Annotated in this window: 17 protein-coding genes; 8 read left to right on the top strand and 9 right to left on the bottom strand. The window is 59.5% G+C overall.

Translation table 11 applies throughout. The annotated features are described in order from the left end of the window. Positions 1-136 precede the first annotated feature (136 nt). Entirely contained in the window at positions 137-2,200 is a 2,064-nt protein-coding gene (gene betT / locus BUE38_RS12085; protein WP_073435485.1) for a choline BCCT transporter BetT, read from the bottom strand. A gap of 213 nt (positions 2,201-2,413) precedes the next feature. Further along, complete coding sequence (gene betC / locus BUE38_RS12080) at positions 2,414-3,931, bottom strand: choline-sulfatase (RefSeq protein ID WP_073435484.1); 1,518 nt, start codon at positions 3,929-3,931, stop codon at positions 2,414-2,416. Between the two features lie 197 nt (positions 3,932-4,128). On the opposite strand from betC, the gene BUE38_RS12075 reads away from it, so the two are divergent. Beyond that, complete coding sequence (locus BUE38_RS12075) at positions 4,129-5,034, top strand: LysR substrate-binding domain-containing protein (protein WP_073435483.1); 906 nt, start codon at positions 4,129-4,131, stop codon at positions 5,032-5,034. 49 nt (positions 5,035-5,083) lie between these two features. After that, the gene (locus BUE38_RS12070; protein WP_073435482.1) at positions 5,084-6,040 is read left to right on the top strand and encodes a 5'-nucleotidase; all 957 of its coding nucleotides are present in this window, start codon (positions 5,084-5,086) and stop codon (positions 6,038-6,040) included. Between the two features lie 2 nt (positions 6,041-6,042). On the opposite strand, the gene BUE38_RS12065 is transcribed toward BUE38_RS12070, so the two are convergent. From BUE38_RS12065 to glcD, 5 genes are all read right to left on the bottom strand, one after another. Further along, positions 6,043-6,372 (bottom strand): YegP family protein, encoded by a 330-nt coding sequence (locus BUE38_RS12065; protein WP_073435481.1) that lies wholly within the window; start codon positions 6,370-6,372, stop codon positions 6,043-6,045. 385 nt (positions 6,373-6,757) lie between these two features. After that, on the bottom strand, positions 6,758-7,159 hold the full coding sequence (locus BUE38_RS12060) for a heme-binding protein (RefSeq protein WP_073435480.1): 402 nt from the start codon (positions 7,157-7,159) through the stop codon (positions 6,758-6,760). Positions 7,160-7,291: 132 nt separating this feature from the next. Next, entirely contained in the window at positions 7,292-8,527 is a 1,236-nt protein-coding gene (gene glcF, locus BUE38_RS12055; protein WP_073435479.1) for a glycolate oxidase subunit GlcF, read from the bottom strand. Between the two features lie 120 nt (positions 8,528-8,647). Then, the gene (glcE, locus tag BUE38_RS12050; protein ID WP_073435478.1) at positions 8,648-9,751 is read right to left on the bottom strand and encodes a glycolate oxidase subunit GlcE; all 1,104 of its coding nucleotides are present in this window, start codon (positions 9,749-9,751) and stop codon (positions 8,648-8,650) included. Positions 9,752-9,760: 9 nt separating this feature from the next. Further along, on the bottom strand, positions 9,761-11,260 hold the full coding sequence (gene glcD / locus BUE38_RS12045) for a glycolate oxidase subunit GlcD (RefSeq protein ID WP_073435477.1): 1,500 nt from the start codon (positions 11,258-11,260) through the stop codon (positions 9,761-9,763). Between the two features lie 372 nt (positions 11,261-11,632). Here glcD and glcC point away from each other — a divergent pair, with 372 nt between their 5' ends. Beyond that, positions 11,633-12,403: a transcriptional regulator GlcC gene (glcC, locus tag BUE38_RS12040; RefSeq protein ID WP_073435476.1), complete on the top strand. Its 771-nt coding sequence runs from the start codon at positions 11,633-11,635 to the stop codon at positions 12,401-12,403. 9 nt (positions 12,404-12,412) lie between these two features. Here the strand turns inward: glcC and BUE38_RS12035 are convergent, their stop codons facing one another. Continuing rightward, positions 12,413-13,069, bottom strand: coding sequence for a GntR family transcriptional regulator (locus BUE38_RS12035; protein ID WP_073435475.1), 657 nt, complete (start codon positions 13,067-13,069; stop codon positions 12,413-12,415). Between the two features lie 259 nt (positions 13,070-13,328). On the opposite strand from BUE38_RS12035, the gene BUE38_RS12030 reads away from it, so the two are divergent. After that, positions 13,329-13,790: a GlcG/HbpS family heme-binding protein gene (locus BUE38_RS12030; RefSeq protein ID WP_073435474.1), complete on the top strand. Its 462-nt coding sequence runs from the start codon at positions 13,329-13,331 to the stop codon at positions 13,788-13,790. A 112-nt stretch (positions 13,791-13,902) separates the two neighbouring features. On the opposite strand, the gene BUE38_RS12025 is transcribed toward BUE38_RS12030, so the two are convergent. Next, positions 13,903-14,940 (bottom strand): Rpn family recombination-promoting nuclease/putative transposase, encoded by a 1,038-nt coding sequence (locus tag BUE38_RS12025; RefSeq protein WP_073435661.1) that lies wholly within the window; start codon positions 14,938-14,940, stop codon positions 13,903-13,905. Between the two features lie 499 nt (positions 14,941-15,439). On the opposite strand from BUE38_RS12025, the gene BUE38_RS12020 reads away from it, so the two are divergent. The 4 genes from BUE38_RS12020 (at position 15,440) to BUE38_RS12005 (ending at position 19,303) form a co-directional block, all read left to right on the top strand. After that, positions 15,440-16,414, top strand: coding sequence for a TRAP transporter substrate-binding protein (locus BUE38_RS12020; protein ID WP_073435473.1), 975 nt, complete (start codon positions 15,440-15,442; stop codon positions 16,412-16,414). Between the two features lie 110 nt (positions 16,415-16,524). Further along, a complete protein-coding gene (locus tag BUE38_RS12015; RefSeq protein ID WP_143166301.1) occupies positions 16,525-17,103 on the top strand; it encodes a TRAP transporter small permease in 579 nt (192 codons plus the stop codon). Positions 17,104-17,118: 15 nt separating this feature from the next. After that, complete coding sequence (locus BUE38_RS12010) at positions 17,119-18,405, top strand: TRAP transporter large permease (protein WP_073435472.1); 1,287 nt, start codon at positions 17,119-17,121, stop codon at positions 18,403-18,405. A gap of 103 nt (positions 18,406-18,508) precedes the next feature. Further along, positions 18,509-19,303, top strand: coding sequence for an enoyl-CoA hydratase/isomerase family protein (locus BUE38_RS12005; RefSeq protein ID WP_073435471.1), 795 nt, complete (start codon positions 18,509-18,511; stop codon positions 19,301-19,303). The last annotated feature ends 16 nt before the right edge of the window (positions 19,304-19,319 follow it).

Genomic DNA, 19,319 nt, shown 5'->3' with positions numbered 1-19,319 from the left:
TACGCTACGCTCGAGCTTGAACCCCGAACCCCGAACCCCGAACCCCGAACCCCGGTTCCCGAAGAAAGGCGTGGAATTGCCAGTTTGGCACGGAGCGAGCTCGTGGCTCGCGGCTCGAAGCTCGCAGCTGGATGCCCTACATCTTCACTGGCGCTGAGGGCGCCTCTTCCGCTGGCTCGGGTTGTCCCAGGTGAGCCATGCCCGGCAGCGTCTCCAGTTGATCCTGCTGATCGGTGAGGAAGTGCAGGTGACGCTGATATTCATTGAGAATGTCATGCAGCACTTCCTGGCGCGTATAGCCATTCAGGTCCTGGCCGATGCCGCCTTCGCTGAGGTGTACGTCGAGTCGCAGATAGTAGTCATCATCAGCGGGCAGGAAACTTGGTGGCTTCATGCTTAGCGGTTTGACGGCATAGATGAAGGGCGGTGCTCCCTCGAAGTCGACACGTAGCGTGGGGCAGGCTGGCTGGTGGTCCGACTGTTCACCTTCCTCGAGAGCGGCCTCCATACCGCGGTTGCGCATCTCCTCGGCGAACTCGGCCAGTGCCGGGCGAATGGCGTACTGGAGGGTGGCCTCGGCGCCGTTGCGAGTGGAGGCGTCCAGGGTGCGGTCGAGACGCTCGCGCCAGTCACTGCGTGATGCCTGATGAGAGGCAATATGCAGCCGGCTGTCGGCTTTGCTGGCTTCGCTCTTCAGTGAGCGAACCAGCGCGAACATGGTCATGAATATGACCAACGAGAACGGCAGGGCGGTGATTACCACGGCACTCTGCAGGGTGCGTAGACCTCCGCTCATCAGCAGCGCCAGAGTGATCAGGCCGATCACCGCCGACCAGAAGATGCGTAGCGGGATAGGGGCATCGTGGTTCACGTCGCGCAGCAGATAGGTGAAGTTCGACAACACCAGAGCACCGGAGTCGGCGGACGTGACGAAGAACACGATGCTGAGCAATGTCACCAGGCTGGCGGTGAGCTTGACCCAGGGAAGTTGCTCGAGAAAGGTATAGATGGTTGCCTGGGGCATGTTGATCGCTTGCTCGCCGAGTTCGACAAGGCCCTGATCAACCATATTGATCCCGCTATTGCCGAACACCGACATCATGATCATGACAAAGATCAGCGGAATGAACAGCGCTCCGGCAACGAACTGGCGAATGGTACGCCCCCGCGAGATACGCGCGAGAAACAGTCCGACGAAGGGGGCCCAGGCAATCCACCAGCCCCAGAAGAACACGGTCCAGGCGCTGAACCAACCGCTCTTGTCATCATCGTAGGCGTAGGTGTGGAAAGACATTCCCGGCAGGCTCACCAGGTAGTCTCCGACATTCTGCACCAACTGGTTGAGGCCCTTGAGCGTATCGCCCTGAAAGAGCACGAACAGTACAAGCGCGCCGACCAGGTAGAGATTGAACTCGGACAGCATGCGAATACCGCGGTCGACCCCGCTGACCACCGATAGAGTGGCCATGACCACCACCAGCACAATCAGACCGCTCTGCGCAGCCAGTCCTTCCGGGACCCCGAACAGCCAGGTCAGGCCATAGTTCATCTGAATCACGCCGATCCCCAGAGCGGTGGCGATACCGAACACAGTAGCCAGCACGGCGGCGATATCGACGGCATTACCGATCGGTCCATGGATACGCTGGCCGAGCAGTGGGTAAAGCGTGGAGCGGATCGCCAACGGCAGGCGGTGGCGATAACTGAAATAGGCCAGCGCCATTCCCATCAACACGTAGAGCCCCCAGCCGGACATGCCCCAGTGAAAGTAGGTCTGTACTACGGCATGGCGTCGCGCGGCCTCGGTGGAGGCTTCAGCGAAAGGGGGGTTGAGATAATGGGTCAGCGGTTCGGAGACCACGAAGAACAGGATCGCACCACCCAGGCCTGCGGCGAACAGCATCGCCGACCAGGAGAGTAGCGAGAACTCCGGCCGTGAGTGGTCCGGGCCAAGTCGAATGCGCCCGAAGCGCGACAACCCGATGACGATCACGAACACCAGGTAGGCGGCAACGGCCAGCATGTAGTACCAGCCGAAGGTGTTGCCGATCCAGTTGAGACCGGCATTGAAGAAGGCCGTGGCATGTTCGGTGAACAGCATGGTATAGGCCAGGAACACCACAATGCCGGCAACAGAGCCGTGGAACACGGCACTGTTGAGGCGATTGCCCGGTTGGGCATCTCTATCGGAAACGGTCATGGCTACCTCGTATTGTTGTTGTCAGGGGAGCATGTCTCATTAACGTGGCAATCAAACGGGTTACCCTGATCGATTTTATTGTCACCCTTGCCACACTGGCGCAGATGCGAGGGTCTGCTGGTGTGGCAAGGGCACGCCTCGGCCTGGTGGCCGATGGCGACACTTCCCTGTGCTGCGATCAACCCGACACCAGAGCTTGCCGGGTTGATGACTTCACTCAACCTGCGGGAAGCGCGCGCGTTTCTCCAGGTCATCGAGATCGATGGTGTTGCGCATGTACTGAGTGCTGGCATCAACGAACGGTTGGTGGTCCCAGGCCTTGACCTCTCCGCGACTCAGGGCACGGGCGATCATCCTCCGTCGACGCTGGCTTTCCAGTACCTGCTGGTGTAGAGCGTCGAGATCCCAGCGTTGTTCGACTTCGCGGCGGAATGCCGCTACGCGCTCGGCCTGGGCCGGCTGCTCTGCGAGATTGTCGAGTTCCTGTGGGTCATCGGCGAGATTGAAGAGCTGATCCGGGTCGCAGGGAGAATGCACATACTTGTATTCACCACGACGAATCATGATCAGCGGTGCGATGGCTCCTTCGGCCATGTACTCGCCAATGACCTCATCGTGGCCGCCCGAGCCTGTCAGGTGTGGCAGCAGACTGTGCCCATCAATCGGTACCGGATAATCAGGAGCGCCCTGCGGGTGGGTCAGCTCGACGAATGTCGGCAGCAGGTCGAGAGTGGAGACGGACTGTGAGACGCGGTGGGGGCTGAAGCGCCCCGGGGCATGAACGATCATCGGCACCCGGGCGGAGTCCTCGAACCAGCTCATCTTGTACCAGAGGCCGCGCTCACCCAGCATGTCACCATGGTCACCGGAGAACACCACAATCGTGTCCTCGGCCAGGCCGCTTTCTTCCAGCGCCTCGAGCACTGCCCCCAACTGGTCATCGACATAGCTGATGGCTCCGTAGTAGGCGTGCCGGGCATTGCGGATCTGCTCGTCGTTCAGCGTGTTGGCGTCGAGCTGATAGACATGGCGCAGTCGCTCGGAATGCGGGTCATGGGGCACCTGCTGCCAGCTCAGCGATGGCATGTCGATGGCGTCATGATCGTAGCGATCCCACCATTTACGCGGAATGGTGTAGGGGTCGTGGGGGTGAGTCAGTGATACCGTCAGGCAGAAGGGACGGGTTTCCTTGCTGCGCGCATAGTCATGCAGGAAACGACGCGCCTGAAAGGTCACTTCATCATCGAAGTCGAGCTGGTTGGAACGTACGCAAGGGCCGGCCTGTTGTACCGAGGACATGTTGTGGTAATAACTCGGACGCTCTTCCGGGTGGTCCCAATCCACATACCAGCCATAATCCGCGGGGTAGATGTCGCTGGTCAGCCGGCGCTCGAAACCATGCAACTGATCCGGTCCGCAGAAGTGCATCTTGCCGGATAGCGCGGTTGTGTAGCCGGCATCCCGCAGGTAGTGCGCAAAGGTTGGAGTATCTGCCGGCAGGTCGGCGGCATTGTCGAAGCCTCCCGTGCGTGACGGCAGACGGCCGGTCATCAAGGCAAAGCGTGAGGGCGCGCACAAGGGGCTGTTGCAGTAGGCCGAATCAAACACCACGCCCTGCTCGGCAAGGCGCGACAGATTGGGCGTCTTGACCAGAGGATGGCCGTGAAATGGCAGGCTGGATGCTGCCAGTTGATCGGCCATGAGAAACAGGATGTGAGGTCGTGAAGTCATGCATTACTCCTCGGGTGGTTGGGCTCGTCAACAGGCCCTGTGCTGATGCGCTTGTGTCGGTCCGGCAGGGTCTTCGGGCTGAGCGACTCGGTTACCGACGTCCATCCGCTCTCTGAGGGATGCGGTATTACATTCTTCTAGCTAATCTGTACTGCTGTAAATTCCCTGTTTTTTAATGACTGACATAAGGTGAGTTAATGCTGTTGAAGCAGAAGCGTCTCTCGCCCAACGGGCTCTGGGTGTTCGAGGCTGCCGCCCGCCATTTGAGCTTCACCGCTGCAGCGCGTGAACTGCGTTCGACACAGTCGGCGGTCAGTCAGAGCGTCAAGGCGCTGGAGGACGTGCTGGGCGTCAAGCTCTTCGAGCGGGTCTATCGCGGAGTGCGCCTGACGGATGCGGGCGTCCTTCTGCAGATCGGGGTTGAGGAGGGGTTCGGCCGTATTGAGCAGGCACTGGAGAGAATTCAGCAGCAACGGCAGCAATCGAGCCTGTCCTTGATGACTGACTTCTCGGTAGCTTCCTACTGGCTGTTGCCGCGTCTGCCACGCTTCCGGCGTGAGTTCCCGGATATCGACGTACAATTGCTGACCAACCATGGTGATGTCAGTTGGCGTGACAGTGCCGCCGATGTGGCTATTGTGTTCAGCAACGAACCTGACCAGGCTGGACGACTCAGGCTGATGGGCGAGCAGGTGTTCCCGGTGTGCAGTCCGTCACTGCTGCAGGAAGCGCAAGGCACGAGTGAGTCGAAGCTTCTGCAGCAGGCGCCATTGTTGGCGTTGAGTGTCAATGCCGGGCAGCGCTGGCTGGATTGGCCTGCGTTCTTCCAGCGCCTCGGCGAGGGGCGCAAGGATCCGACTCCGGCGCTGACCTTCGACAACTATACGTTGCTGATTCAGGCGGCGATTGCCGGGCAGGGCATTGCTCTGGGATGGCAGGGACTGGTGGATGATCTCATTGCACAGGGATTTCTGGTCGAGGTCGAGGGGCACCGTGTTGCCACGAAACTGGGCTATGACGTTGTCGACACGCATCCGGCGACGCCCACTCGCGCCAAGCAGCGTTTTCTGAGCTGGATCGCCGGAGAGCGCATAACGCCTTGAGTTCGAGGCGATAAATGGGACCAATGCGGCATCACAGGGAGAGAAGACCATGCCTTATGAACTCGCTGATCGCCTGGTAATCGGCCTGGCATCCAGTGCGCTGTTCGACCTCTCGGCCTCTGACCGTGTCTTTCGTGAGCAGGGGGAGGAGGCCTATCGTCTCCATCAGCGGGAACATGAGAGTGAGACACTGGCGCCAGGAGTGGCTTTCGCCTTTATCCGCAAACTGTTGTCGCTGAATGAGTTGGCTCCCGAGGATCCGTTGATCGAGGTGGTGTTGCTGTCACGCAATGATCCCGATACCGGGCTACGCGTGATGCGCTCCATCGAACATCATCAACTGGGCATCACCCGTGCCATCTTTCTGCAGGGCCGCTATCCTCATCGCTTCATTCCGGCGCTGAACATCAGCCTGTTTCTATCGGCCAACCGGGAAGATGTGGATCATGCCATTGCTGCGGGGTATCCGGCGGGGCGGGTCATGCCTTCACGCAATCCGCTGGTCGATGAGCGCGAGGAGTTGCATATCGCCTTTGATTTCGATGGCGTGCTGGCCAGCGATGCCTCGGAGATGATCTTCCAGAAGCAGGGGCTGGAAGCCTTTCTCGAGCATGAGAGAGAGCATGCGGAAGAGCCTGCCGCGCCTGGGGTACTGGCGGATCTGATCCGCAGACTGGCTGTGGTCCAGCAGCGTGAGAAGGATCATGTCAGGGACTCGGGAGGGGGCTATCAGCCGCGCATGAGGGTGTCGATCGTCACGGCGCGCAATGCGCCTGCTCATGAGCGCGTTGTGCATACCCTGCGTGACTGGGGTGTCACGGTCAATGAAGCCTATTTTCTCGGCGGCATTGCCAAGCACCATGTGCTCGGTATCATCCAGCCCGATATCTTCTTTGATGATCAGTCGTCCCATCTGACGGATACCAGCGACATCCTGCCTTCCGTACATGTGCCGGTGGGACGGCTGAACTCGCCTCCGACGCTGGCCGAAGGCGAGGAGGACTGATCCTACTCCTTTACCTTGGTGGGTGCCTGGCCGTTGGTCTTGACCGACTGGATCCCCTTGTCGCGCGCAGCTTCAGTGTTGTACATCTCGCTGCTGCCGATGATCTGGCCATTGCTGGCCTTGAGGCTGAAGTATGGCTGTCCATTCTTCGCCGCTTTTCGCTCAAAACGCTCGTCAATCTCGCTGTTCTTGCGACAGGACTCGATGCCGTTCTCGGCAGACTTGCGCGTCTTGTATTGCTGGCTGGTGAGGATGACCTGATGGTTCCCCGACTTGAGAGTGAAGTGGTACTTGTCGGCATCGGTCTTCTTCAACTCGTAATAACCCGGCATATCGCTGACTCCCTGTGATTGTCGCGTGGGGCTGTGAACAAGCCGGGCCTGCGTGTCTTCATGGGCCTGGCCTGCGGCCAAGGAAAGGTGAGTTGTTACAGATGATCATGCTAGTTCAGTTTCGTGACTTTTTCGGGAATATTTTCTGACCACATAAGATATTCTTTATGCATCGGGTGATTAAGTTCATATGACTGTTTATAAAGATAATTTTGGCTTGCATGGAAAGTGCAGCCATGCAGCAGACTGCCATGAAAAACCCCTCCTGGGCTGGATCAGTGTCCAACCCAGGAGGGGGCGTTCAGAGTATGTCGAAAACGGTGGGAGGGGGTAGTGGGAGAAAGTCGTGGGAGAAAGTCGTGGAAGAAACTAGTGGGACAGAATATCAGGCGACGGCGGTAACGCCGGCTCTGGCCACCTGGATATCCTGCTCCGGCTTGACGCCCGAGACCCCGACACTGCCGGCCACCTGGCCATCAATACGAATCGGCAGTCCGCCGGACATCAGCCCTTGCATCGGTGCGGAGAGAAAGGCGTTACGTCCGTTGTTGATCATGTCCTCGAAGATCTGGGTTTCCTTGCGTCCGATAGCGGCGGCACGGGCCTTGGCAGCCGCGACTTCTGCGCTGAAGGGGGCCGCGCCGTCCAGGCGGCGCAGGCCCAGCAGGTAGCCACCATCGTCGGCTACGGCAATGGTAACGGCGAAATTGTTGCCTTGTGCCTCGCGCTCGGCGGCATCGAGGATGGCGCTGACCTGTTGTTGGTCGAGGTAGGATTTTGTTGGCATTGGTGAGTCTCCAGCAGCATGAATTGTTTAATGGAAATTATTTCTGCATTTGCAGTCTAGTCACTCTTTGTCCGGTTGTGCACAGTGGCGTCCTGTCGCACCTCTGCCAGCAAGCTGAATTCCGACAGCCGACTAGCTGACCAGCGCTTCATCCACGACCTCGATCCAGTGACGTACCGGTGTCCGGCGGGCCGAGGCCAGATGCGTCTGGCAGCCGATGTTGGCGGTCACTATCATCTCGGGCTTGCCTGCCTCGAGCGCTGCCATCTTGTTGTCACGCAGCTGCTTCGATAGCTGGGGCTGGGTGATCGAATAGGTACCCGCAGAGCCGCAACACAGGTGGGCATCCTGTATCGGGGTGAGTTCGAAGCCTAATCTGTCGAGCACCTGCTCTACTGCACCGCCCAGTTGCTGGGCGTGCTGAAGCGTGCAGGGGCAGTGGAAGGCGAGACGCTGGTCAGCCTTGAGGGTCAGGCTGTCCAGAGCCTCCCTGTTGAGCACTTCGACCAGATCCAGGGTGGCGTTGCTGACCTGGCGTGCCTTGTCGGCATATTGCGGATCATCGGCGAGGATTTCGGCGTATTCCTTGACGAAGGCACCACAACCGCTGGCGGTCTGGATGATGGCCTCGCAACCCGCCTCAAGCTGTGGCAGCCAGGCGTCGATGTTGCGGCGTGCGCGCTCACGTCCAGCCTCCAGCGCGCTGAGGTGGTAGTCGATGGCGCCGCAGCATCCGGCCTGGGGTGTTGGTGTCAGGCCGATACCGAGGCGTTCCAGCACTCTGGCGGTGGCGGCATTGGTGTTGGGGGATAGTCCCGGCTGCACGCAGCCTTCGAGAATCAGCATCTGGCGCGGCTGGCCACGTCCATCAGGGCGCTTTCCGGGAGTCGCCGCAGGGGCTGGCATCTTGTCCTTGAGCGCGCCTGGTACCAACGGGCGGAATATCTGGCCCATGGCCAACAACGACTTGAAGCGAGCCGGCTCGACCAACGCCTTGCGCAGGCTGAAGCGCAATGCCTTGTCTGCCATCGAACGTGGTGCACGACGCTCGATTTCGGCTCGGCCGATATCCAGCAGCTTGTGATACTCGACGCCGGATGGGCAGGTGGTTTCACAGTTACGGCAGGTCAGGCATCGATCGAGGTGCAGACGCGTCTCGTCGGTGATCTGGTCATCGTCGTCGTGGCTCTCGAGTAGCTCCTTCATCAGATAGATACGTCCGCGAGGCCCATCGCGTTCGTCCCCGAGCAACTGATAGGTGGGGCAGGTGGCATTGCAGAAGCCACAGTGTACGCAGGTACGCAGAACCTTCTCGGCCTGGCGTATGTGCGGTTGCTGGCGCTGGCTGTCGCTGAAGTTGGTTTGCATCTTGTGCTGGTCCTGATGGCTCTCGGGCTGCGTTGGCCCGGTGGCTATTTGTCGTTGAAGATAGATGGCTGAAGACAGGCAATTGAAGACAGAGCACGGGAGCGTTGGGGGGCATACCCTCTAGAGGTCGGGATATAACCGACCGGGGTTGAAGATGCCCCTGGGGTCCAGTTGCTGCTTGAGCTGGCGGTGATAGCGCGCTACTGCTGAGGCCAGGGGCGTGAAGGGGGTGGTGTGTCCCGGGGTGAAGCAGGTGGCATGGCCGCCTGCCCGAGTACAGGCCTCACGCAGTGTTGTGGCGTCGATGTCTGTGCGTAGCCAGCGCTGACAGCCGGCCCAGTCATCAATCTGTATGGCATCCTCGAGTTCCGGTAACGGCAGCGGTGGTGTCTGGGCGGGCAGGGACAATCGCCACAGTGGACGTGGGTCCGTGTGGAGAGATTCCCGCGAGAAGAGTGGCAGCTGCCAGTCCCGCAGTTGCTGCCAGTAACGGTCATCGAGCCTGTCTCCACCGATCATGGCCGCGGTGTCTGTCACGGAGCCCGGCCCGCCTTCCAGACGCAGGTGCAGGGCTCCGTCATGCCAGGTGGCGCCGCTCAACGGCAGTGGTTTGCGCCCCCAGACGGATAGCTTCTGCATGGCCTGGTCGCGGGACATCTCGAGGCGCAGGCTGCGACTGGTGCCGGCGATCGGCAGTACCTTGAGGGATACCTCGGTGATCAACCCCAGGCTTCCCTGGGCGCCGACCATCAGTCGAGACAGGTCATACCCGGCGACATTCTTCATCACTTCGCCGCCGAAGCGTTGCTCGCGGCCCTGGTGATCGAGCACTCGCATGCCAAGTACGAAGTCACGCACGGCACCAGCCCAGGGGCGCCGCGGGCCGGACAGCCCGCTGGCAACCATGCCTCCGATGGTGCCTTGCTCGCCCAGCCGGGGTGGTTCGAAGGGCAGCATCTGGCCCTGTTCGGCCAGGCTGGCCTCGAGCTCCTGCAGAAGGGTGCCGGAGCGTACGGAAACGATCAGCTCGACCGGGTCATAGCTGGTGATGCCGCGATGCTGGCGTGTGCTGAGCACTTCTCCCGTCACCTGGCGGCCGGTGAAGTATCGCGTTCCGCCACCTTCGATGCGAATGGCGCTGCCGTCACGATCCGCCTGCTGAAGACGCTCGGCGAGATTGACGAGGTCGTCGTGCGGGGCCATGGAGGGTGCAGTCACTGACATGGGATTTCCTCAAAAGCGCGGCAGTTCCGGGTGCGGCAGTTCGTTGTTGTGGACGTGCATGGCGCCGAATTCGGCGCAGCGGGCGAGGGTGGGGATGTTCTTGCCCGGGTTGAGCAATCCATGTGCATCAAAGGCTCTCTTGACCGCATGGAAGGCGGTGATTTCCAGGCTGCCGAACTGGGCGCACATCTGATTGATCTTCTCGCGGCCGACGCCGTGTTCCCCGGTAATCGAGCCGCCGGCTTCAACACATAGCTCGAGGATCTTGCCGCCGAGCGCTTCAGCGGTGGCCAGCTCGCCTTCGCGGTTGGCGTCGAACAGGATCAGTGGGTGCATGTTGCCGTCACCGGCATGAAAGACATTGGCCACCCGCAGGCCATATTCCTCGGACAGCTGGCTGATGCCCTTGAGCACACGGGGCAGCTCGCGTCTGGGAATGGTGCCGTCCATGCAGTAGTAGTCCGGCGACATGCGACCGACCGCGGGGAAGGCATTCTTGCGTCCGGCCCAGAAGCGTGCACGTTCGGCTTCATCACGGGCCAGTTGGATGCCGGTAGCTCCGGAAGTCTCGAGCACGCCGCGAACCGTGTCGATATCCTGCTGGACATCGGCCTCGACGCCATCCAGCTCGCACAGCAGAATGGCTTCGGCTTCCACGGGGTAGCCAGCATTAATGAAGTCCTCGGCGGCGCGAATGGCGAGGTTATCCATCATCTCCAGTCCACCGGGAATGATGCCGGCGGCAATGATCGCTCCGACGGCGGAGCCGGCCTTCTCGATGTCATCGAAGCTTGCCATCAGCACTTTCGCTGTCTCGGGTCTGGGCAGGAGTTTGACGGTCACTTCCGTGACCACTCCGAGCATACCTTCCGAGCCCATCATCAGTGCGAGAAGGTCGAAGCCGGGGCTGTCGAGTGCAGAGGAGCCGATGGTCATGCGCTCCCCTTCGATGGTCATGACGTCGATGCTCAGAACATTGTGCACCGTCAATCCGTACTTGAGGCAGTGAACGCCGCCGGCATTCTCGGCCACGTTGCCACCGATCGAGCAGGCGATCTGTGAGGAAGGGTCCGGGGCGTAATAGAGCCCATGGGGTGCTACGGCCTCGGAGATTGCTAGATTGCGCACACCGGGTTGAACGCGAGCAATGCGCGCATCGGCATCGATCTCGAGAATCCGGTTGAAGCGTGACATGACCAACAGCACGCCCTGCTCAAGGGGCAGAGCGCCACCAGAAAGCCCAGTTCCGGCACCGCGGGTGACCACAGGAACGCGGACCTCATGACACTTGCGCAGTAGCGCCTCGACCTGGTCGAGCGTCTCGGGTAGGGCCACCAGCATCGGCAGCACTCGGTAGGCGGCCAGGCCATCACATTCGAAGGGGCGCAGGTCCTCCTCCCGGTGCAGCAGTGTCAAGCCGGGGGCCGCCCGGGAGAGCGCTGCCAGCACTTCGGCACGGTCATGCTGCACGAGTTCGCCATCAAGGCGGGCGTCGTGAAGGATGTTCATGGGCTTCCCCATTCTGATCTGTACTGGACGTCAGTTTTTGTCGAAAGGCGGCCGGTGAGGACACCTCTGGCCAGACAACGCCTGTTTTCGTGACATGGTCGTCGAGACATGGTTGTCGTGGAATTGCTGGTTGTTGAACTGATTGTTGTGAAATCGATCGTTGCCAGCAGACTCCAATCTGCGCGTCCTTGACGATGCTGTCCAGATTCTGGTTTGCTGGTCTGACCAGTTATTTCCGTCCGTTGGGTACGAGATCTACGCCCTGTAGCGGATGATTCCTCATTGATTCAGAGTATTACAGACCTTTCGCAGGTGCTGTGGTGAGGCTGTAAACCAGAGAGCTTGCTGGAGACAAGAGGGGGGAGCAACAGGATGGATGATACCGAACGCCTGAAACCGTCGAGTACTCCTCAGGCGATTGCCTCGCGATTGGAAACCTTGATTCTCGACGGTGTCTTTCGGCCTGGTCAGTTGCTGCCATCCGAACGCCGTCTCTGTGAGCGGCTGGGGGTGGCACGATCATCGCTGCGCGAGGCCCTGGGAACGTTACGCAGCAAGGGCATCATCATCACACGTCAGGGGCGGGGGTCGGAAGTGGCTCCGCTGGTGGAAGCGCCGCATGTCACGCCGTTGATGCACCTGTTTCGTGAGCATCCGAGGACACTCTACGATCTGTTGGAAGTCCGGGCCCTGCTGGAAGGCGAGTCGGCAAGCCTGGCGGCCAACCGTGGCACGCCGTCCGATCGAGTGTTGATCACCCGCCGCTATCGGGAGATGGCCGACTATGTGGAGCAGGCCGAGAGTATTGATGTCGGGCGCCTGGCACGATTGGATCACGCCTTCCATCTGGCCATCTGTCAGGCATCACACAACCCGGTGTTGATGCACACCTTGTCCAGCCTCACCGACCTGTTGTTGAGTTCGGTGTTTGCCTCGGTCCGCCACCTGTATCACCGTCCCGACTCCCGAGACATGATCAATCGTCAACATGCGCGTTTGCACCGTGCCGTGGTCGAGGGCAAGCCACAGTTGGCGCGTCGCATCGCCCTCGAGCACCTGTCGACCATCAGTGAACAGTTGCGCGAGATCGATGCGGAAGGGCAGCGGCTCGAACGTGCTGCCATGCGACTGGAGGACTGGTGACGGCAGTGTTCAGTCGTCGATGATGCCGGATACCGCAGCCACCTCCAGCTTGTGGCGTAGATGCTTGCGCAGGATCGTACCCAGCTTCGGGCCATCACGGGCTTCCAGTGCCTCGAGCATGGCTTCATGGTCGGCAACGGCCTGGGCCCAGTTGTCTTCACCCATTTCCACGCTGTAGCGGATACGTTTCACTCGCTGGCTGAGATTGTTGTACATCTCGCTGAGTACTTCATTGCGTGACGCGGCGAGGATGGCCTCGTGTATCCGCTGATTGACCTGGAAGTAGGGTTTGAGCTCCTTGCGCTGGTAGTGGCCCAGCATGCGTTGGTGAAGCCTGCGGATGGCAGCAATCTCGGCATCGCTGATGGAGTTGCAGGCCAGCTCCCCGGAAAGCCCCTCCAGAGCGCCCATGACATCATAGGTATTCTGCACGCCTTCGCGTGTCAGGCGTACCACCCGCGACCCCCGGTTGGGCAGGTTCTCCACCAGGCCCTCGGAGGTCAGCACCTTGAGGGCCTCGCGCAGGGGAGTGCGCGATACGCCGAAGCGCTCGCAGAGTTCCTTCTCGGCGATCTTTTCCCCGGGAAGCAGTGCTCCCTGCTCGATCAGGTCGCGGACCCTGTCGGCCACTTCGAGATACAGGCTGCGCGGCTGAATCTTTTCCATGTTGTATTTCCTGAGTCGTATCGGCGTCACAGCCGTTCGCTGTACCTTGCCGCATCTTGAGGCGCGGAACAATACGGCAATTTCATCGCTGAAACAGCGTAATAACGACGATTTTCCCCATATCAAGGGGCTTGACGTTGCTGGTTTTTGGTATTATGAATTCAAAATTCATTCAGTCCAATCCATTTTCTCCAGCAGTCCGGGATCCTTTCGGAAACGACTGCTGCACAACAACAAGCGATGCATTGGAGGACAGACCATGGCCGGACAGGTGTTTGCAGCGAAGGTGGAGTTGCCGCGCCAGCAGGTGAGGGAGTTGATCGATGCCGGCCTGGCATTGGCACGTGAGTGGGCATTGCCACCGCTATCGATCGTGGTGCTGGACACCGGTGGCCATGTGGTGGTCGCTGAGCGCGAGGATGGGTGCAGTCCATTGCGTGCTCCAGTCGCCATGGGCAAGGCCAATGCGGCTCTGGGAATGGGCATCTCCAGCGGTACCATCGGCGAGCGTAATGCACTGCGCCCGGCATTTCTGTCCTCGGTGGCTGCTGCCGCAGAGGGACGCTTCGTGCCGGTTGCTGGAGGTGTGCTGATTCTGGACAGTGATGACCGGGTGATCGGCGCCGTGGGTGTCAGCGGTGCTTCCTCGGATGAGGATCAGCAGATCGCAATCCGGGGTATCGAGTCCCGGCAGTGGAAACCGGGACTGGCGCCGGACTGAACAGCGCAACCAGCAAGGCCACAGAAGTGTGTAGCCCGGCAGGCTGCGCTGGTGGGAAGGGGAGAGGAAGATAGTGTTGATGGCCGGACACCCTGACTGCGTGGTGTCCAGGTCAATCCTGCAATGACTGTCTCAGTGTCTCGACCATTCTCAGGTTTAGACCTGTGGCGCTGGCAATGGTGGCATCATCCAGTGAGGTCTGGGTGATGAGATTGCATGCCGTCTCGAGTGTTGCTTGCTCCTGTCCCTGCCTTCGCCCTTGCTCCAGCCCTTGTTCCAGTCCTTGCTCCAGTCCTTGCTCCAGTCCTTGCTCCAGTCCTTGCTCCAGTCCTTGCTCTCGGCCTTCCTTCAACCCCTCCCGACGAGCGTCCTCTCGCCAGTATTCCGGCCACCTCTTGATGTTTTCTGCCAACATATGGTTCACCTCATGGAGGTCCTGAAGTGCGTTTATTTCGTCATTATCGAGATTCGGCAGACGACTGGACAACAGCACTCGTCGAATCCATACCGTAAATGCGCGGCGCAGCGACGCATGTTCAGGGGCATTCAACCATTCGACGAGTTGCCGGATCAGGTCCACCCACTGTTCTGGATGCCGCTGGCGCTCAAGCTTGAACAGCGTTGTCACCAGGTTGTGGGTGGCTGCCGGTAAGCTCTCCTGACTGACGAGGGCTTGCTCGTCCAGCAGCAGGTAGGTCAGGGACGGGCGAAATCGAGACAATCCACCGGGAACGTCCTCAACCAGTTCCGCGACATCACAGGCTGCGTTCCAACGCCTTTCACCATTGTAGAGCACAATGGGGAGTATTGGAGGCAGGTTACCGTTTCGGCAGAGTGCCTTCTGGCGGATCAAGTCCTGGTAGAGCAATGCCTCGTAAGCCATCACCCGCACCGCCATGAAGGGGTCAATAGTGCTCTGGAATTCGAGTAGAAGGTAGACATAAAGCCACTCATCACCCCAGCGTACTCTCCAGATGATGTCGTCCTCACGGTCCTTCAGGTCGTCAGACACATAACTTCCGCTGACCTTCTCCAGACTGTTGAAATCCAGTCGCTCCACCCAGTCTTCGCGCACATAGCCGAGTAGCAGATCCCTGACCATGCTCGGTTCACTGAAAAGCAGTTTATAGCTGTTGTCGTGTCTGGCCATGGCTCCTCGCTGAGATCGAGTGACACCACTCACTGTCGACCCAGCTTGGCAATGGCCCTCGAACAGACAAAAGAAGGTTGAGCGAAACGGCATGAAGTTGCCACGGGAATGCGCGAACAGGGAGAAATCATCGCCGCCTTTGCCTGGATGGTGCAGCACCGAAGCTCTCGGGGAGCTCAAGTTTGATGGCGATGACTCAGGTCATGGTGATGAGCATCTGGAGAGGGGTTTTCTATTTTAATTCATTGAATTTTAATAACAAAACGCTATTTCTGACTGCGCTTTCAACGACAAAAGTATAATACCTAATTTTGAATTATGTATCCATATTCCATTGGTCAGGCGGCAATCCAGTGCCATCAGCTGCAGCCTTACCAACGGAAAGTGTCACCGACCGGCAGAGGCCGCCTGAGTCTTCTCGCGTAAACAATCTTCCGTGCAAACAGCAAATCCTGTTGTAGAACGCTATTGCAGAACAACAACGCTTCGGAGAGTTGAGATGAAGCTACTCAAGACCGTACTGGCCGCTTCCGCACTCGTATTGGGTGTCAGCAGTGCTCAGGCCAATGAGATTGAAGTCAAGTTCGGGCACGTCGGTGGGCCGGGTTCGCTGTTCGAGACCACGGCCAGGGAATTCGCACGATTGGCCAATGAACGACTGGAGGGCGAGGCTGAAGTGGTCGTCTATGGCTCCAGCCAGTTGGGCAATGATTCACAGATGCTCAACAAGCTGAAGCTCGGCACCATCGACCTGGCCTTGCCATCATCGGTGATGTCCAGCGTCGCACCGGAGTTCTCGGTGTTCGAAATGCCTTACCTGATCGAGAACCGTGATCATTTCCGCCAGGTACGGGATGACGTGCTCCGTGATGTGCTGGGGCAGGCCGCCGAGGAAAATCGCTATCGCCTGATCGGCATCTGGGAAAACGGTTTTCGCCAGATCACCAACAATGTCAGGCCCATCGTGACCCCTGAGGATCTGGAAGGAATCAAACTGCGCACACCGAACGGCGTCTGGCGGGTAGAGATGTTCAAGAGCTATGGCGCCAATCCGGCTCCAATGGCGCTGTCAGAGGCGTTCGTCGCGCTGCAGACCGGTGCCATGGACGGGCAGGAGAACCCCCTGGTGCAGATCTTCTCCCAGCGTTTCCAGGAGGTGCAGGACTATCTGTCCCTTTCCAATCATGTCTATACGCCGGCCTATGTGCTGGCCGGGGCGAGCTGGAATCGACTGCCCGAGCACGTGCGTGAAGTGCTGGAGCAGACGGCAATGGATGTCGAGGATTTTGCTCTGGAGCAGGGCGAGTCGCTGGATGACAGCCTGCTGGCAGACTTCGAGGCGGCAGGCATGGAGATCAATGAGGTCGATAGCCAGGCCTTCGTTGATGGCTCGGCGCCCATCTATGAGCGGTTCGCAGCCGAGGTGGAAGGTGGTCAGCAGCTGCTCGAACAGATCGAGGCGCTACGTCCATAACGTACTGGGTCCATAACGTACTGGGTCCATAACGTTCAGCCTCGTTGACTCCACACGCCTCTGTAGCGCCCGGCTCTGCAGAGGCGACCATCCTGCGGGAGGTTCGCATCGTGTCCCTCAAGTCATTCGCCCGAGCCTATCAACGTCTCCTTGAAGTGATCGTCTTTCTCAATGTGCTGGCGTTGACGCTCATTATTTCCGTGGGCTTTCTGTCGCGTCTGCTGGGGTCGCCGTTCAGTTGGTATGACGAGCTGGCGTCCGTCTGTCTCGCCTGGCTGACCTACTATGGTGCCGCGCTGGCGGCGCTCAAGGGCGCGCACATTGCCTGCCCCAGCGTGATCAATATGGCGCCGCCATCGATTCGCCTGCCGGTCGCTCTGTTGGGGGAATTGTGTACCGCCGGTTTCTTTGTGCTGCTGGGCATCACCGGTTATCAGGTCGTACAGATTCTCGAAGGCTCGACCATGATCAGCCTGACCAGTGTCTCGCTGCAGCTCACGCAATCGGTGATACCGATCGGCTCGGCACTGTTCATCATCGCTCAACTGCTGCGCCTGCCTGAGGTCATTGCCAGCGCCCGTGGTGCCGGTTTCATTGACCACGAACTGGAAGAGGCCGGTATCAAGCCCGACAGCGTATCCACCACTGCGCACCACGAGACTGCCGCATCGTCTCGTCAGGCGACTTGAACAGGAGAGTGACCCATGATCATTGCATCCATGTTCATCGGCCTGATCGGACTGATTCTGATCAATGTCCCGGTGGCCATCGCGCTGGGGATCGTTGGCGCCCTCGCTACCATTGTCAGCTACGGCAGTTATGCGCTGCCCAATATCGGCATGGTGATGTTCGACGGTGCCACCAACTTTCCGTTGATCGCCATTCCGTTGTTCATCCTTGCCGGGGCGATCATGAATGCCTCGAGCATCTCGCGGCGTCTGATCGAGCTGGCCTCGGCACTGGTCGGATTCGTCAAGGGTGGGTTGGCGATGGTGACCATCGGCGCCTCGATCTTCTTCGCCGAGATATCCGGCTCGGCGGTGGCTGGGGTTTCGGCCATCGGTAGTCTGTTGATCCCGGCCATGCGCAGCAAGGGATACTCGAAGGAGTTTGCTGCGGCGATCTCGTCGTCTGCGGCGAGTCTGGCGATCATTCTGCCGCCGTCGATTCCCATGATCCTGTATGCGGTCATGTCGGGGGAGTCGGTGGTCAAGATGTTCGTCGCCGGTATCTTCCCTGGATTGCTCGGCGCTCTCGGCCTGGCAGTAATGTGCTACTTCCTGGCTCGGCGCTACAACCTGCCGGCGGAGGAGCGCTTTCAGGCAAGTCGCCTGTGGAAGGCCTTCAAGGGCGCGATCTGGGCGCTGTTGATCCCGGTGATCATTCTCGGCGGCATCTTCGGCGGCATTGTGACCGCGACCGAAGGGGCGGCGTTGGCAGTGATCGTGGCGATCTTCATCAGTGCCGTGGTGTACCGGGAGTTCACCCTCAAGAACTTCTACAAGGCCTGTCTCGATGCCGGAGTGCAGACCGCGGTGGTGATGCTGCTGGTTGCCAGCTCTGCAGTGGTCGGCCATTACCTCACCGAGACCCAGATTCCGCAGCAACTGGCCAACTCCATCGCCGATATGACCAGCAACAAGTATATCGTGCTGGCGCTGCTCAACGTTGTCTTCCTGATTCTCGGCGTGTTCCTGCATTCGGCTGCAGCCATCATCCTGGTGGTGCCGATCGTGTTGCCACTGGTCACGGCCGTGGGCATCGATCCACTGCACTTCGGCCTGATCGTGACGCTCAACCTTGCCATCGGGCAGCAGACGCCGCCGGTAGCCAGCGTGTTGATTGCCTCGTGCTCGATTGCCAGGTCCGACATCTGGGCGACCAGTCGAACCAACCTGTGGTTCCTCGCGGTGCTGTTCGTGATCCTGATGATCAACACCTATGTACCGGCGGTGGCGTTGGCACTGGTCAATCTGATCTATGGAACTTGAAGAACGGCACTTGAAAAATGGCGCCTGCCCGCGGTTGTGAAACCAGGGATCTTGAAATCAAGGGTTGTGAACCCCGGGGACTGTGAAATCAGGAGAGGTAATCATGAGTGATAGTGATCAGGGACAGGTCCATTACCGGGTCGAGGACGGCATTGCCTGGCTGACCTTTGACCGGGTGTCCAGTCGCAATGCCATGACCTGGCACATGTATGACCAACTTGATGCCCATTGCGAGGCCATCGAGAACGATCCACAGGTTGTGGCTGTGGTGATGCGTGGTGCCGGTGGTGAAGCCTTTGTCGCCGGCACCGACATCAAGCAGTTTGCGGCTTTCTCCAGTGGTGATGATGCCATTGCCTATGAACGGCGCATCGACCAGTTGGTGGGAAGAGTCGAGCGGCTGCCTCGTCCAACCCTGGCCATGCTTGAAGGCTTCTGTGTCGGTGGTGGGGCGGCCATCGCCCTGGCCTGTGACTTCCGCTATGCCACTCCGTCGCTGAAGTTTGGCATCCCCATTGCTCGCACGCTTGGCAATTGCCTGTCGATCACCAATATCTCTCGCCTGGTGGAGCATACCGGAGTGGCACGAGCCAAGCGCGTGCTGATGGCGGGAGAGCTGATTGGTGCCGAGGAAGCTCATGCCGCAGGGCTCGTCAGTGACATCGTGGAGGCCGAATCGATCGAGGCGGTCGTCGGTGAACAGGCCACCGCTTTCAAACGCCGCGCCCCCTTGACGGTATTGGCCGCCAAGCAGGTGATTCAGAGAGTGCTGGATGAGCAGCGCGGACCCAGTGATGGCAGCGATGACTGGATCGCCACCTGCTATACCAGCGACGACTTCAAGGCAGCAGTGAACAAGTTCGTCAACAAGACGCCGTTCAGCTGGCGTGGACGCTGATAGAAGATTTCAGCAA

Source organism: Halomonas cupida (genome assembly GCF_900142755.1).
GTDB classification, from domain to species: Bacteria; Pseudomonadota; Gammaproteobacteria; order Pseudomonadales; family Halomonadaceae; genus Halomonas; species Halomonas cupida.
This window is presented reverse-complemented; position numbering and strand designations above follow the sequence as displayed.